Origin of the sequence: Paraburkholderia caffeinilytica (assembly GCF_003368325.1) — a bacterium.
Taxonomy (GTDB): Bacteria; Pseudomonadota; Gammaproteobacteria; order Burkholderiales; family Burkholderiaceae; genus Paraburkholderia; species Paraburkholderia caffeinilytica.
Genome location: NZ_CP031467.1, coordinates 400666 through 415932, shown reverse-complemented (window position 1 = coordinate 415932; position 15267 = coordinate 400666). Strand labels below are relative to the sequence as shown.

Sequence of the window (15267 nt, the reverse complement as noted above, 5' to 3'; positions counted from 1 at the left end):
GACATCATGAAAGCACGATTGAAAGTAGCCGCCGCTGCGCTCTTCTGGGTGGCAGTTTCTCCTGTGAGCTATGCCCAGGGTATTCCGGTGTTCGACGCGCAGAACGTGGCGCAGGCCATTGCGACGGTGATGCAGCTTGAGCAGGAGGTCCAGCAGGAGATCCAGATCTACCAGTCGACGGTCGGCACGCGGGGCTTTGGTGCGCTGCTAAGCAATCCGGTGGTGGCGAATTCGCTGCCGTCGAACTGGCAGGGCGTCTATACGGCAGTCCAGAACGGCGGCTATGCGGGTCTCACTGGAAGCGCGCAGGCGCTGCGTTCGGCCAGCGAGATCTATAACTGCGAGGACCAGGCCGGCATCGACCGGCAGGTGTGCCAGCGCGCGCTGAACAAGCCGTTCCAGGACAAGGCGTTCGGCCAGCAGGCCTACCAGACCGAAATGCAGGAACTGACCCAGATCCAGAGCCTGATGCAGCAGATCGACGTCACGCAGGATCCGAAAGGTATTGCGGAACTGCAGGCGCGCATCCAGACCGAGACCACGGCGGTCGGCGACGAGATGACCAAGCTGCAGCTCTTCCGGACGCTGGCCGATACGGAAGACCGGCTCGTTGCGGAGCAGCAGAGCGAACTGGTATTGAGCCGCGCGGGCAATACCGTCCGGCTGCAGGACCAGATGGTACCGGCTTCGTTCGGCAACTGAGGGGGCGATCATGAATAAACTTCTGATTGGATTGTTTCTATTAAATTTCGTCATCCTTATTAGCGGGTGCTCGTCGGGTCCACCTAAACCCGTTCTGCCGGATGGCTCGCATCGCGTGCCGATCAACCGAGGGCTTCCCGTTCCAGTACTGCCATCTGCTGCGTCGACGGTGGGGGCGGGATCATGAGCACGGGCAACGACTATGGACGCGTGCTCGACATCGAGGCATCGCTGACGCACCTGCAGGAGCGGTCCGAGCGACGGGCGTGGCACGTGGCCTACGGGGCGGTCGGTGTGGCCGTGCTCAGCGTGATGGCACTGGCCGTCATGGTGCCGTTCTACCGGGTGGTGCCGTTGCCGATCGAGGTCGATCGTCTGACGGGTGAATCGCAGGTGATCGATGTGCTCGATGCGCGTCACGTGCACACGAAGGAAATCCAGGACAAGCATTGGGTTGAAGCGTATGTGCGTGAGCGTGAACGCTATGACTGGGGGCTGCTGCAGATGGACTACGACAGCGTGCTCGCCATGAGCGATGACGTGGTCGCGCGCGATTACCGTGGCATCTACAGCGGTCCGGATGCGCTGGACCGGCAGCTCGGCCCGAACACGGAACGACGCGTGCGGATTCTCTCGACGACGCTGCCGCCCGATGAACCAGGACACGCGGTCGTGCATATCGAGCGTACGACGTTCATAAACGGTCAGGGGAACGCCGAGCCGACGCAGCGGTTCGTCGTTACGTTGGCCTACGCCTACCGGCCGCCGGTTTTCACGCGCGAGAGCGTGGCCGTCGCGAATCCGTTCGGCTTCAAGGTGACGGCTTACAGCCGCGATCCCGAATATACACCGCCGGCTTCATCCGCCAGCGCGGGAGGTGCGCCATGAGAACGCTCACTTCTTCGGTGCTCTGCCTTGTGTTTGTATTGATAGCAAGTCCGGTCGCCCGTGCCTGGACCGTGCCGGGCTGGTCCGATGACTCGCGGGTGCGGCAGATCGTGTATGCGTCCGACGCTGTCGTGCGCATCGAGGCGCAGCGTGGCTTCGCGACCCACATTGCGCTTGATCCGCGTGAGCGGATCGAGGTGGTGGCACCCGGTGACCGCGATGGCTGGCAGGTGGTAGCCAACAAGGGCGATCACGATGTGTATCTCAAACCGCAACTTGCCGCGCACAACTCGAACCTCGAGATCCGTACGGATAAACGCAGCTACAGCTTAGACCTGGTGGTGCTGCCCCTGAAGGCGAAATTCGGCAACGACGAAGAGATGTATCGGGTGACGTTCGTCTACCCGGATGAGGTCAATGCCCAAACCCATGCTGAAGCCGATGCGGCGCTGGTGACGCAACGCCTTGCCCAGACGTCCGTGGTGCGTAACACCCGGTACTCGATGCAGGTCATGCCGCATTCGGACGACATCGCACCGACCGCAGCGTGGGACGACGGGCGCTTCACCGGGATCCGCATTCCAGCCAACCGGCGCATCCCGGCGATTTTCCGGGTAGCGGATGACGGCACGGAAAGCGTGGTCGACAAACACATGGAGAACGACACGATTGTCGTTCACGAGGTGGCGAAGCGCTTCGTCTTGCGGCTCGGCGAAGAGGTTGTCGGCATCTGGAACGACGCATACGACATGGACGGCGTGCCGCCCCGTGACGGCACGACGGTCAACGGTGTGAAGCGTGTTTTGCGGAGTCAGGATCATGAGTGACGATATCCGCAACACGATTGAACCGGATTACCCGTCCGGCCAGCATCCGACCGGATCTGACCGCAGTGCTGTCGACGAGTCCGGAGCGCAGGTCGACCGAGGCATGCCGACACTCGGGCAGTACGGGGGCAGACGACCGCGCGCCTGGTGGTTGACACCGCTTGTCGTCGTCCTGGTGGCCGGCGCCGGTGCGGTCTGGACGGTTCACACGTTCCTCGCACGCCACGACGCGGAAGCGAAAGCGCATCGCGACGCGGTCGAGGGCACGGCGACTCAGGGGCGTGTTTTCAGGGACGCGCCAGTGGCCGCAAGCGCGGCGTCGACACCCATCGCGGCAAGTGCACCTGCCGCGGTCTCGGTGCCGGTCATTGCTCGCCCTCCTGTTGCGGTTCAGCGCGCGGCACCGGCCCGCAGTTACTACGATGCGCCGTTACTCGCGAACGGTGCCGCAACTGGGGCGAGTGGTCAGGGTGGAGGCCTGACTGGCATGCTCGCTGCGGAGGGTGTTGCTGGGGGCGCCGAAGTGGCCTCGCCAGTGGCGGCGCCCGGCCAGCCGTTGACAACCTCGGGCCAGGGCGGGATTGGTGCACTTGCCCAGGCGTTGACCCCGACCGCCACGCCGCGGGCGCGTGCTGGTGTACTTGGCGATCGCAGCCTGGTTCTCGCGGAGGGCGCGAAGATCGATTGCGCAGGCGACACCGCGTTCGATTCGACGGAAGCGGGGCTGTCGACCTGCACGGTAACGAAGAACGTTTATTCCGATGACGGGCGGGTCGTGCTGATCGAGCGCGGTTCACAGATCAACAGCCAGTATCGCTCGAACCTGTCACCCGGACAGAAACGGACCTTCATTCTTGCGGCCCGCATCGAGACGCCCCACGGTGTGACCGTCGAGATCGACGCGCCAGCGGCCGACGCACTCGGCCGCATGGGGATTGACGGCTACGTCGACAACCACTGGGGGCAGCGCATCGGCGCTGCGATGATGCTGGGCATCACCCAGGACGCGATCGGCTATCTGGCCACACGCGGTGGTAACAGCAATGGGTCCGTCGTCTACGAGAACACACAGCAGCAGGGCAACGACATGGCGACGCGGGTGCTCAACAGCACGATCAATATTCCGCCGACGCTGACGCAGAACCAGGGCGCCGAATTTACCATTGTCGTTGCGCGCGATCTGGATTTCGGGACGGTCTATGCGCTTCAGCCGGAGCGTGCGCCATGATCGCCCATGCTGACATACTGGATCGATCCGCCGATGCCGTGCTCGCGCGGCTTCCCGAGGACGCATCGGTACGCGAGTTGATGCGGCCGTTTGCGGCGCTGCTCGACGATGCCGACGTGACTGAACTGGTCATCAACCGGCCGCAGCGCGTGCTGACTGAAACCCATCTCGGCTGGCACGGTCACGACTACGCCGATCTCGATTACGAGCGGTTGATGTCGTTCGCGGTCGCTGTCGCAACGCTGACGAACCAGGAGGTATCGGCGCAGCATCCGGTGCTCTCCGCGTTGCTGCCCGGAGATGCACGTATCCAGATCGTGGTACCGCCCGTTGTGCCGCCGCGCACCGTCTCGGTGACGATCCGCCGGCCTTCCGCGCGCGAAAAGAGCCTCGACGTATATCGCGACGAAGGGCTGTTCGACGACACCGTCTGGCACCGCCCGGATGGGCTGGACACGGTGTTGCCGACGCTGCGCCCGACAGACCGGAAGCTCGTGCAGTGCCTCGAAGAGCGGGACTGGTGCGCTTTCTTCGAACTGGCCGTCACCGAGAGCCTGAACATCGTGGTCGTCGGCAATACAGGCTCGGGCAAGACCAGTTTCATGAAGTCGCTCTGCCGCTCGATTCCGCCGACCGAGCGGATCGTAACGATCGAGGATGTCCGGGAACTCTTCATCCGGCATATCGAGAACTGCGTCCATCTGCTGTACAGCAAGGGCGGTCATGGCCAGGCACGCGTGACGCCGGCCGACCTGATCGCGAGCACGATGCGCATGCGCCCGGATCGCGTGCTGCTTGCTGAGCTGCGCGGCGCCGAAGCGTATGACTTCCTGAAGCTGCTGACGACGGGGCATGCCGGATCGATCACGAGCTATCACGCGTCGAGCGCGACGGTCGCGATCGAGCGCTTTGCACTGATGGCCAAGGAGCACCCCGAGGCTGCCGCCTATGACGATACGGCGCTCAAGCGCCTGCTCACCTTGACTATCGACGTGGTCGCGCACATGGAGGCATATCCGCTCTACGACGAGGCGGGCAAACAGGTCGGCAAGCGCTGGGGCATGAAGGAAGTCTGGTTTGATCCGGTGCGCAAGGCGCGCACGACGCTTTCGTGAGGCCGGCATGGATACGAACCGTCGATCCTCAATTCCTTCCAACACCGCTGATCAGGCAGCACATCATGTGCGTGCCGCCCTGGTCACGGTCGCAGTTCTGGCGATTGTCTCCGGGGCTCTGCTGGCCTCGTCGTGGGTTGCATCATTTTTCCTGTACACGAGCCTGCGGCTGAACCCGTTCCATGCAGGACTATGGGGTTGGCCCAATGCACTGCTGGCCTGGCATGACGGCCTGATGCCGAACGGCGGTCGGCGTCTCGCGGGCGCGGCCTTGCTTGGCGTGCTGGTCGCTGTGGGTAGCCCGGCGATGGCGCTGTATTCGATCTGGGAGCGGACAGGACGGCGGCGTCTCTACGGCAATGCCCGGTTCGCGAGCGAAGCGGAAATCCGCGCGGCGGGGTTGCTATGAATGCGCGGACACTGATCGATGCGCCGCCCATCGTCGTCGGGATCTGGCGAGGGCGCTATCTGCGCTTTGCTGGACAGCAGTTCGTGCTGCTCGCGGCGCCCGCGCGCTCGGGCAAGGGCGTCAGCATCGTGATCCCGAACCTGTTGAGTTATACCGATTCGGTTGTGGTGCTCGACATCAAGCGCGAGAACTTTGCGATCACGGCAGGATTCCGGCGCGCGCACGGGCAGGAGGTTTATCTCTTCGACCCGTTCGCGGAAGATGGCCGCACGCACCGGTTCAACCCGCTGTCGGCCATTTCGGATGGCCTGTTTCGCGTCGGCGACATTCTGGCGATCGGCTACGCCCTGTATCCGCCAGGTGGCCACGACGACTTCTGGAAGGACCAGGCACGCAACCTGTTTCTCGGCATCGTCCTGCTGCTCAGTGAGTGGCGTGACGCGCGGCGCACGGGCAGGGGCGAATCCATTCCCGACTATCCCGTCACGATGGGCGAGGTGCTACGGCAGTCGTCGGGCCACGGCATGCCGGTCAAGGCATACCTGCAGCGCGCACTCGTCCAGCATCGCGCTCTGCTGAGCGGTGCGTGCGTCGATGCCCTGAACCGATTCCTGTCAAACGACGACAAGGTGCTGGCGAGCATTCTCGCCACGTTCCACGCAGCGCTCACGATCTGGGCGAATCCCATCGTCGATGCGGCAACGAGCGCCAACGATTTTGACCTGCGCGACGTGCGTCGGCGTCGCATGTCGGTCTATATCGGAGTCACGCCGGATCACCTGTCCGAAGCGGCACTGCTCGTGAATCTTGTGTTCTCGCAGCTCGTCAACCTGAACACAAAACAGTTGCCGGAGTCGGATCCAACCCTGCGGTTCCAATGCCTGCTGCTGCTCGACGAGATGACCGCAATCGGCAAGATCCATATCATCGCGCGCGCCGTGGCCTACATGGCGGGCTACAACCTGCGTCTGCTCTCTGTCGTGCAGTCGATCGCGCAGCTCGAGTCGGTCTATGGCCGGGCCGATGCACGTACCTTCCTCACCAACCACGCGATGCAGATCCTCTACGCGCCGCGTGAGCAGAAAGATGCGAACGACTACTCCGAGATGCTCGGCACCTTCACGGACCAGTCGCGCAGCATCAGCCGCCCGAGCGCGATGTTCGGCGGCGGCGGTGGATCGAGCGAAAGCGTGTCCGAGCAGCGTCGCCCTCTGCTGTTGCCGCAGGAGCTCAAGGAGCTAGGGCGCGACAAGGAAATCATTGTGCTGGAGAACACGAAGCCGATCCTTGCCGACCGGATCTGCTACTGGCGCGATCCGGTTTTCGCTTCGCGGGTCTCCAGTGCACCACCGGTGCCGGCCATGGACCTGGCCCGCTTCACTGCCCAGATCGAACGACGTGTGCGCGAAGTCCGGTCTGACGAGATCGATCCGGACGGTGCAGGTTTCCTTCATCTGTCGGCCGAGTATCTGGAGGTGCTACAGGCGTGGGACCCGCGCGATCTGCCGCCGCGGCTTGCCGACCTCAGTGAGGACGAGGTCGCGAGCTACGTTGAACGGCACTTCATGCTGCTGGGCGTTCCGGCGAAGCGTATCGGGCAGGCAACGCGCCGGTTGTCGGTCGCGGACCTCGACGTCGCAGAGCTGGCGCCGCCCAAGTCCGCGCGAGCCGGGCGCGATCAGGCGAGACGTCCCGGGACGAACACGGCATCGATTGAAGGAGCCCGGCGATGAGTATGCCCCAAGTGGATGAGACCTCGCGCGTACGGGCCGCCCTTGCCGTGATTCCGGCAGAGGACTACGGCACGTGGGTCGATATGGCGTTTGCACTGAAGCACGGTCTGGGCGACGCTGGCTTCGATATCTGGAACGAGTGGAGTCGCACGGCCGGCAACTACGACGAGCGGGCGGCCCGCACGACCTGGCGCTCGGTGAAGGAATCAGGCGGCAAGACGCTCGCATCGCTCTTCTGGCTCGCGCGACAGCATGGCTTTGACCTGAGACGTGGGCACTACCCGGACCAGATGGCAACGGCGCTCGTACCGGGTCCCGATGTGCTTGAACGTCGCGCGCGGGAAGCGGCACGCCAGCAGGCACGGCATGCCGCTGCGGCCCGTGAGGCAGAGGAAATCTGGCAATGGGCACGACCTGTTGGTCCGGAACATCCTTATCTCGTGCGCAAGGCTCTCGATCCCGTACAGACACTGCGCGAACTGGAAGCGCCAGAACTGCGTGCGTTGCTAGGTTACGCACCAGCGAGCGAAGAGCGACCGCTTTCCGGGCGCGTGCTGATTGTGCCGGTCTGGATCGATCGTGCCGTCTCAACGCTGGAGTTGATCGACGAAGTGGGCAACAAGTCGTCGCTGGCCTGGGGCGTCAAGAAAGGGGGGTACTGGATCGTCGGACCTGCGCCCGGTGCAGGCGGGCATGCAACGCCGATCCTGATCGGTGAGGGCATGGCCACGATGCTCTCGGCGTACAGCGCAACGGGCTGGGTGGCACTGGCTGCACTGTCGAGCGGCAATCTGCCGTTGGTCGCGGAATCTGTTCGTGAGCGGTTCCCGGACGCGGACATCGTTGTGCTGGGCGAACTGGGGCTGGGCGAGACCAAGGCCCGACAGGCTGCAGACGTATCCCGCGGGCGCATGGTCTTGCCCGTATTCGCCGCCGACGCGCGCATCGACGACAAGACTCCAACCGATTTCAACGACATGGCGGTGCTGACCGGGTTCGATAGTGTAAGCGACCGTCTGCGCGAAATCGTGGGTCGCGATGTCATGCCGGTCGTTGAGCGTGTCGGGCTGCCGGCGGGGTTGGCAACCGGCACGGAGTTGGTCGAACCGATGGAGGACATGATGGGCAACGTGAAGGAAAAACTTGTCAATGCCGGGGACGACACACCGCGTCGCCGCACGTCGAAGCGCGACGCATCGAAGCCGACCACTCCGTCGGAAGTACCTGAGCCGACGGCGTCGGTGGAGGCACAACCGACGCGTGAGCAGTCTGCGGCTGTCCCTGCGGGTGGTACGCCGGCCGCTGAGCCGAGGCGCTTCGCACCAACGCGTCCGCCAGTTGGCGAACTATTGTTCGCTGTAGCGGACGTGCCTGACGAGGTCAGGGCACTGGCCGAACATCGGTTCGGTTCACCGCTCCGCATGGGCACACCACGGGAAAACGGTGGACCGTATCGTGGCGAAGTGTTCAACACCGAGCACTACCTGATCCAGGAGGTGGCGACGCGCAGCGTTGTTTTCCATCCGAAGACGCAGATGGAATTCGTCTCGGAGCGGCTGCGATGGATGGACGAGAACGCCCGGCTCAATGGATCGGAACTTCAGGTCGGCTACGAGGGTGATCGGCCCAAGGTTTACCCGTGGGATCGCGCGCGTGACCTACTCGACCGCACGGTCGGTTCGCTCAAGAAGTCTGCCCGGGAACTGAATTTCAGTCCGAATCTCGAGGGGATGCTCGATCAGTTACAGGCACGCTCGTGGGCCCGGATACGCGAAGCGCGTACAGCGGCGCTCGATCAGTCGAAGGAGCGGTCGGCATCGCAGGATCCGCCTGGGCCGGATCGCTAGACCAAAGCATGCATCGCTTGACAGCATGACCGATCAGAAAGGAGCTCCACCATGTCTGAAACCCCGTCGCCTGCCGAGCCGGTCATCAATCTGATCGAGCAGGATATTCCCGGGCGTCCGCCATCAATTAAACCCCCGAAAATTGATGGCGATACCAGTCGCCTCGACGAGGCCGCTCTGGATGCCGTGTCGGCCCGGCGCCGAAGTGAGTTTGACGCGGCGCGTGCGCGTCTGCGTGATCAGGCCACACGGGACGATGCCGGTGCGGTCCGTCAGTCTGTCTCCCGCCCAGTCGGCGACGCTTCAACGGAGAGGGAAGGCGCCGATGCCGTTCGCGTGCCGCTTGATCAGGTGCCGGAGCGCGTACGCAAACGCTACCTGCGGGCCGGGAACCAGTACTTCCTGAAAGATGCGCCATATCAGCTCGCGTTCGAGGACATCGGACCGTACCTCGTCACTGAACATAACCGGCCGGACGTGGTGGAGTCGATGGTCGACATGGTGGCGGCGAAATCGTGGCGCCGTATTCGCGTGTCCGGTCACGAGGCGTTCCGCGGCGAGGTGTGGCTGCAGGGATCGTTGTTGGGCATCGAGGTCAGCGGGTATGAGCCAAAGGCCGCCGATCTGGCGCGTCTGGCCAATGCGCGACAGGGCCGTCTGAACAATCGGATCGAAGCAGATGCGTCGTTGCATGCAGCCGGTCCGCCGATAGACGTAGCAGAGCGCAGTCGTGCAACGTCTGCCCCCGCGCCAGCCGCCGGGCCGCCGAATCTGGCGGATGGCGCCGCATCTGCAGCCCTGCGACGTGATGCTCAGCGGGGTGGGCCGCTTGACGCGAAGCGACAGCCGGCAGCAGGCGACGAGCCCGACACCCAGAGGCGATATACCGGCGAGCTGCGCGAGCACGGCGGTGCGCCGTACCAGAATAATCCTGCGCGCAGCGAGTCGTACTACGTCGTGTTCCGCGATGCGACAGGTGCGGATCAAGTGGTTTGGGGCGTGGATCTCGAGCGTGCAGTGCGGGAATCCGGCGCGCAGCCCGGGCAGCAGGTCGCACTTGAAAACCTGGGGCGACGGCTCGTCACCGTCAAGATACCGGTCCTGGACGAGCACGGCGTGGTGATCGGTGAAGATGAGCGCGATGTGCACCGGAACACCTGGCAGGTAGATGTGACGCGACGAGAGCGTACGGCAACGCAATCTGTATCAGAACCAAAACGCGTAGCGGGAGCAAACGCGACACCTGCGGGCACGAATGCACGCGAAAGCGGCCAGGAGTCGCGACGCCCGGGCGTCTCCGATGAGGACAAGGTGTTGCACCTGGCCGTGCTCGTCGGCGCGATGCGGGAGCAGGGATTCAGCGCGCGCTCGATCGAGCGTGTGCAACGGCGTGCGGAAGCGTTGCTCGATGCGTTTAGTCGCGAGGGCATTCCCGTGCCGCGGCCGAAGGTCTTCGATCCGAAAGCGCCGTCGGAACGGGATCGCCGGACACGCACAGCGGTTGGACATACGCCTGCGCGGGATATCGAGCTAGAGCTGGTGCACACGCCAGTTGAACCTTCGCCTGCGCGCTAGGAGCTGTCATGCGTGTGCGTGATCGCCTGTGTGTCGAGCTTGGTGGCATGAGACGGGACTGGGATCGCTGGTGCGTGCGCCGGGGTTTGACCGTTGGCGAGGGCGCACGGCAACTGGTTGCAGCCGCGTTGCGTGCTGACGCTGGGAATGGTGATCCGGGGATCGACGCGAATGTCCGTTGGAGTGTTGTCGGCGATCCTCGTACCCGGATCGAACTGAGGCTGACGCCTGCCGAACTCGACGCGGTCGGGCTGCGCGCGGAAGCGTCGGGGATGACGGCCAACCGCTGGATCGTCGCGCTGATCCGTGCGCAGTTGACGCACGAACCTCAGTTCGGCGCGCGCGAGATGCGGCTGCTGGCGGATTCCAATCTCCAGCTCGCTTCGATCAGCCGGTGGCTTGGGCAGCTTGCACGTGACGTTGCGGCAACACATATTGGGCAGGACAGGAATGCGGATATTGGCGTCATTCGCGTGGCCATCGATGCGCACCTACGTGTCGTGGCAGCCGTGATGCGTGCGAACCTGGATCGATGGAGCCGGTGACATGTCCTATCCGAAGGTCTACATCGACGCGATGCTTCTGAACTGGGGTGACCGGCTGTTTCAGGAGCCGTTCAGGCACGCACGGGCACAGCGGCTATCACGTGCGAGCCTGCGCGACGAAGCGGCGCGTATGCGCGAGCAACTGGCGCGTACGCTCAGGCGCACGCCTGAGGTGATGATCAAGATCACGAACAAGGCCTCGAGCGCGCAGGGTATCGGGGCGGTGCGCCGGCATCTTCGATATATTTCCCGGAACGGTCAGGTGGAGCTGGAGGACCAGAACGGCGACCGCATTTCTGGAGCCGAGTCCGTGCGTGATCTCGCGCAAGGCTGGCAATTCGGCGGATGGGGGATACCTGAAACGAGCGCCCGTCGCGAGGTGTTCAACATCCTGCTGTCGATGCCGCCCGGTACGAACCGTCAGGCCGTGAGGGACGCCGCGCGGGATTTTGCGGCCGTCGAATTTGGGGATGGGCGTGCCTATGTGTTTGCTGCGCATGACGACGAGGCACACCCGCATGTTCACCTGAGCGTGCAGGTGCGCGGACCGGATGGCCGGCGCCTGAATCCGCGAAAGCAGGATCTGCGGCGCTGGCGCGAGCGGTTCGCCGAGCAGCTACGCGCGAACGGGGTGGACGCCAATGCGACGCCCCGACGGGTGCGTGGCGAGACGCGACGGTATCCCGCTCAGGGAGTCAGGCATATGGTGGAGCGTGGCGAGACGCCGAAGTACTGGCGCGCCGTGGCGAGCGAAAAGCAACGCCAGGCTGGGTGGCAGGCTCACGATAAGGCATTTGACGCGTGGCGGGAGGTAGCGCGAACAGTGGCTGCATCCCCAGCCGCTGCTGATCGTGCAATGGCCATCGGCATCGTGGAGTTCGTGCGTGCGATGCCGGTCCAGCGGGACGCCGTCGTCCCGGCCATACGGCGGGACCCTGCACCAACGCGCGAGCATCGAACAGTGCCAGAGCGTGATACCCACCCTGGTGGTCCCGATCCGGACATCGAACCCTGATGCAGTCAGGGCGAGGGTAGCGCGTCGATGGGCGAGGCGCGATCTTGTATCAACATCCACGCGTCGCGTCGGGTTCTATGGGCTTGGCTTAAGAGAAGCGTCTCGCATGGACGCGCACCTGTCTTCGCGCGCCTGCGAAGATGACGTTGAAGTCAAAGTCGATAAAACGGTGTGCTGGCGTGAGACGGACCGTGATCGCGCGGAGCATGCAGGCACGGTTGATACAGGCGCGGTCACCGCCATCCGACGCGGTTGTTATCAGTTGCAAGCTGTTCACGGATCGACGAGCCAGACGGGTGCACTCTTGTACGTCGCGAAGAGCAGAAAGATCAGGGCGATCACGAGGAGCGGTATGCCGTACAGTGCCACCGGAAAAAACAGCACGAGCTGGAGAGTCGAGCCAACGACGCCGTAGAAAGCGTCTGTTCCACGGATGTTTTCGTAGATCAGCCAGCCCGCTGCAGCGATACCCAGAGCCATCAGGGCAAGTCCTCCTGACTGCTGCGCGTGATGAAGTGCGGCCGTCGCCCACGCATAGTATCCCCACCAAAGAAAGTTGATCGCGACGGCGGCGAGCCAGAATCCGCGCGCAGTGAAAAATCTGTGGCCGAAACGATTCCTGCAGTGACGACCAGATAGCTGGATTGCCTTGGCACTACCAAGAAGAATGCCGACAACGACGGCAAGTTTCAGCATAGCCATATGACGTTCTCCTACGAAACGTGACTGCGCAGGATTCGAGGAAAGCACACAGCTTCAATATTCTCACGTGCAATATAGACGGTGCCCGGTCGAATGCCATGGAGGTTAGAAAAGATGATTCGTGGTTAGTTTCCTGATCGTCTACCACGAGCGCAGTTGCTGTTGAATCAGTGCGATGTCGATGCACAGCTTGCCGATGCTCAGCGCTTTCACGATGTCCTTTCGCAGTGCGCGTTCGTATAGATCCAGAAACAAGGGACACCAGTTTTCACGGTGGTCCTGAAACGGCCACATCGTTCGGGTGTTGTTGCAATGGACATCATCCTCACGAAGGCCTGCGGGCAGGATCGGAATATCGATTCGCGTCACAACGCTATGGCGCGTGGGGACGAAATCAGGATGATCCTTCCGCAAAAGGAACAGCACGGTGGCGATCAGATCCACGTCCTCGTCCAGTCGATCGGTGTGACGGGTCTGCGCGGTGGCAAGGCCGTACGCCGCCACCATTTCTCCGCTACGCTGCTGGATCCACTGTTCTGCCTGCACTAGTTGGTCGTTGAGCCGGAGCAGGCGACTGTATTCCTGTTCGTTGAGATCAATGCTGAGGAGGGTCGGCTGGCGCTTGTCCGGCATTTTTGCTTCTAGGGTTTCCTGATGTTGACGGTGGCGAGCGCCGGGTCGCGGTTGTGCGGCAATCTTCCTGGAACCGCACTTGTCCAAAGAGGCCTCGGTGGGGTGGAGCAAGAACGCCTGAACTATTTCCGGGTGCTACGATAATCGTAGTATCTAGGCGGGCAATTTACAACGATATTCGTAGTTCTATTTGTAACGAGCTACTAGTGAATGCCTGCGGCGCCATCGTCAATTTTTGGAACGCGACTAAAAGAGGCGCGCCTGGAGGCAGGGCTGTCGCAGAAGCAGCTTGGCATCGAGGCGGGCCTGGATCCGTTTGTCGCGAGCACACGCATTAACCGCTATGAGCTTGGTATTCACAAAGTGGACTACACGTTCGCAATTCGTCTCGCGGTGGTGCTCAAGGTACCTGTGGCGTTCTTATACGCCGAGGACCCCGAACTCGCCTGTCTCATTCTGGTTTTTGGCAGGCTTCCGAAACGGAAACGAACCGATCTTTTGTTCCATGCACGGACCATGGAGGCAGGGTCATAGTGCACGATTGGATACTGCTTGCGGAGACGGTCAAGCTGAGCCGGTCGCAGCCGGCCGGGGGGCGGCCAGGAGGAGACGGCTGTCGGCACGTTTCGAACGGCCGCAACGTGCGCTGGAGCAGACGTTAGAGCAAATTGCCTGCACCAAAAGACAAGCTCGTCGCCGTCGACACGGGAACATTTAAACGGCGACCCGCGTAGTCGAAGCACTGGGATTGACCGTCATTGGCGAGCGCGTCATGGTGAGCACGACCGTTGCGCCGACGAGCAGAAGGATGCCAGCAATGCCGAATGCCCAGTCGTAGCTGCCCGTCGCGTTGATCACATATCCCGTTGCGATCGGGGCAATCATGCCGAAGACGTTGCCGCCGACGACAACGAAGGCCATTGCCTTGGCCACATCGCGTGAGTTCGGAAGAAGATCGTTCAGAAGGGCGAAGTTCAATGACGTGGTGGACGCGATTCCGGTCAGCGTGATCGAAAAAACCAGCAGGAGCGCAGTCAGATTCGACGTAAATGGCACGGCGAGAATAGCTGCGCCTGTCAGCATGGCGAGTGCGACAGCATTACGGCGGCGACCCGTGCCCACGCCGCTATTCTTGAGGTATTGATCGCTCAGGCGACCGACCAGAATGCAAAGCACGACGGCTGCGGCATAAGGCACAGCGGAGAAAAGTCCCGTGTGAGTGATGCTCAGGTGCCGGCTGGTCTGCAGGTAGCTGGGCAACCAGGTCAAAAACAGATATTGCGTATAGACGTTACAGCCTTGGGTAATCGCCAGTCCCCAGAGGGTCGGTGTGCGCATCAACGAAAGCAGACCCGAGGACTGAGGCACAGCGTCAGAAGTCGAGGCTGGTTTCGACTCCCGCTCGCGCACAATCCTGTCGCGTTCGTCGTCTTTCAACCAACGCACCTTCTCTGGTGCATCGAAGAACATCAGCCATGCCGCGAGCCAGATAAAGCCGATTGCGCCTGCGACGACAAACGATATGCGCCACCCGAACAGTGCTATGAGCGAGCCAAGCATGACGGAGCAGATCGCTGGTCCCGCATAGGAGCCGCTGTTGAACATCGAAGTGACCATCCCCCGTTCGTTCGCGGGGATCCATTGGCGGATGACCTTTGCACCCACCGGATTGCTCGTCGATTCACCCGCGCCCATCACCAGACGTGCCGCCATCAGACCAAAGAAGCTGGAAGCGGCGCCAGTCAATGCCGTTGCTGCTGACCATACAAAGATGCCGACGCCGGCCATGCGTTTGGTGCCGAAACGGTCGATAAGAACGCCCATCGGCAATAGGAAGAGCGCGTAACTCCAGATGAAGGAAGAAAACAGATACCCCATGCCGACCGCGGTCAGCTTGAATTCGCTCGCAATCGGCTTGGCTGCGATCGACAGGGCGATGCGGTCCATATAGTTGATCATCGAAAGTGAAAAGAGAAAGAGGGCGATCCAGCCTCGGCGATACGACATGGTTGTCTCCGTAGATTTTGAGAATCTTGTGCCTTTGATAA

15 protein-coding genes are annotated in these 15267 nt (G+C 62.5%); 12 read left to right on the top strand and 3 right to left on the bottom strand.

The window, feature by feature from the left end; genetic code table 11:
- Window positions 1-6 precede the first annotated feature (6 nt).
- The 11 genes from virB5 to DSC91_RS17740 all read left to right on the top strand — a co-directional run bounded on the left by virB5 (window position 7) and on the right by DSC91_RS17740 (window position 11884).
- On the top strand, window positions 7-702 hold the full coding sequence (gene virB5, locus DSC91_RS17790; RefSeq protein ID WP_115783318.1) for a P-type DNA transfer protein VirB5: 696 nt from the start codon (window positions 7-9) through the stop codon (window positions 700-702).
- Between the two features lie 183 nt (window positions 703-885).
- A complete protein-coding gene (locus tag DSC91_RS17785) occupies window positions 886-1590 on the top strand; it encodes a VirB8 family type IV secretion system protein (RefSeq protein WP_115780177.1) in 705 nt (234 codons plus the stop codon).
- Window positions 1587-2417: a TrbG/VirB9 family P-type conjugative transfer protein gene (locus DSC91_RS17780; protein ID WP_115780176.1), complete on the top strand. Its 831-nt coding sequence runs from the start codon at window positions 1587-1589 to the stop codon at window positions 2415-2417. The genes DSC91_RS17785 and DSC91_RS17780 overlap by 4 nt, the downstream gene beginning before the upstream one ends.
- A complete protein-coding gene (virB10, locus tag DSC91_RS17775; protein ID WP_115780175.1) occupies window positions 2410-3645 on the top strand; it encodes a type IV secretion system protein VirB10 in 1236 nt (411 codons plus the stop codon). Before DSC91_RS17780 ends, virB10 begins: the two co-directional genes overlap by 8 nt.
- Window positions 3642-4760, top strand: coding sequence for a P-type DNA transfer ATPase VirB11 (gene virB11 / locus DSC91_RS17770; protein ID WP_115780174.1), 1119 nt, complete (start codon window positions 3642-3644; stop codon window positions 4758-4760). Before virB10 ends, virB11 begins: the two co-directional genes overlap by 4 nt.
- A gap of 7 nt (window positions 4761-4767) precedes the next feature.
- Window positions 4768-5169, top strand: a complete 402-nt coding sequence (locus DSC91_RS17765; RefSeq protein WP_115780173.1) for a hypothetical protein — start codon at window positions 4768-4770, stop codon at window positions 5167-5169.
- Window positions 5166-6902 carry a type IV secretory system conjugative DNA transfer family protein gene (locus DSC91_RS17760; protein WP_115780172.1) on the top strand — a complete coding sequence of 579 codons (1737 nt, stop codon included), beginning with the start codon at window positions 5166-5168 and terminating at the stop codon, window positions 6900-6902. Before DSC91_RS17765 ends, DSC91_RS17760 begins: the two co-directional genes overlap by 4 nt.
- Window positions 6899-8749, top strand: coding sequence for a PriCT-2 domain-containing protein (locus DSC91_RS17755; protein ID WP_115780171.1), 1851 nt, complete (start codon window positions 6899-6901; stop codon window positions 8747-8749). Before DSC91_RS17760 ends, DSC91_RS17755 begins: the two co-directional genes overlap by 4 nt.
- A gap of 51 nt (window positions 8750-8800) precedes the next feature.
- Window positions 8801-10324 (top strand): LPD7 domain-containing protein, encoded by a 1524-nt coding sequence (locus tag DSC91_RS17750; RefSeq protein ID WP_115780170.1) that lies wholly within the window; start codon window positions 8801-8803, stop codon window positions 10322-10324.
- A gap of 8 nt (window positions 10325-10332) precedes the next feature.
- Entirely contained in the window at window positions 10333-10869 is a 537-nt protein-coding gene (locus tag DSC91_RS17745) for a plasmid stabilization protein (protein WP_115780169.1), read from the top strand.
- A 1-nt stretch (window position 10870) separates the two neighbouring features.
- The gene (locus DSC91_RS17740) at window positions 10871-11884 is read left to right on the top strand and encodes a relaxase/mobilization nuclease domain-containing protein (RefSeq protein ID WP_115780168.1); all 1014 of its coding nucleotides are present in this window, start codon (window positions 10871-10873) and stop codon (window positions 11882-11884) included.
- Window positions 11885-12157: 273 nt separating this feature from the next.
- Here the strand turns inward: DSC91_RS17740 and DSC91_RS17735 are convergent, their stop codons facing one another.
- Both DSC91_RS17735 and DSC91_RS17730 read right to left on the bottom strand, forming a co-directional pair.
- A complete protein-coding gene (locus DSC91_RS17735; RefSeq protein ID WP_115780167.1) occupies window positions 12158-12586 on the bottom strand; it encodes a hypothetical protein in 429 nt (142 codons plus the stop codon).
- A 141-nt stretch (window positions 12587-12727) separates the two neighbouring features.
- Complete coding sequence (locus DSC91_RS17730) at window positions 12728-13219, bottom strand: hypothetical protein (protein ID WP_115780166.1); 492 nt, start codon at window positions 13217-13219, stop codon at window positions 12728-12730.
- A gap of 210 nt (window positions 13220-13429) precedes the next feature.
- Here DSC91_RS17730 and DSC91_RS17725 point away from each other — a divergent pair, with 210 nt between their 5' ends.
- Entirely contained in the window at window positions 13430-13753 is a 324-nt protein-coding gene (locus DSC91_RS17725; RefSeq protein WP_115780165.1) for a helix-turn-helix domain-containing protein, read from the top strand.
- Between the two features lie 180 nt (window positions 13754-13933).
- Here the strand turns inward: DSC91_RS17725 and DSC91_RS17720 are convergent, their stop codons facing one another.
- Entirely contained in the window at window positions 13934-15226 is a 1293-nt protein-coding gene (locus DSC91_RS17720) for an MFS transporter (protein ID WP_115780164.1), read from the bottom strand.
- Between the last annotated feature and the right edge of the window lie 41 nt (window positions 15227-15267).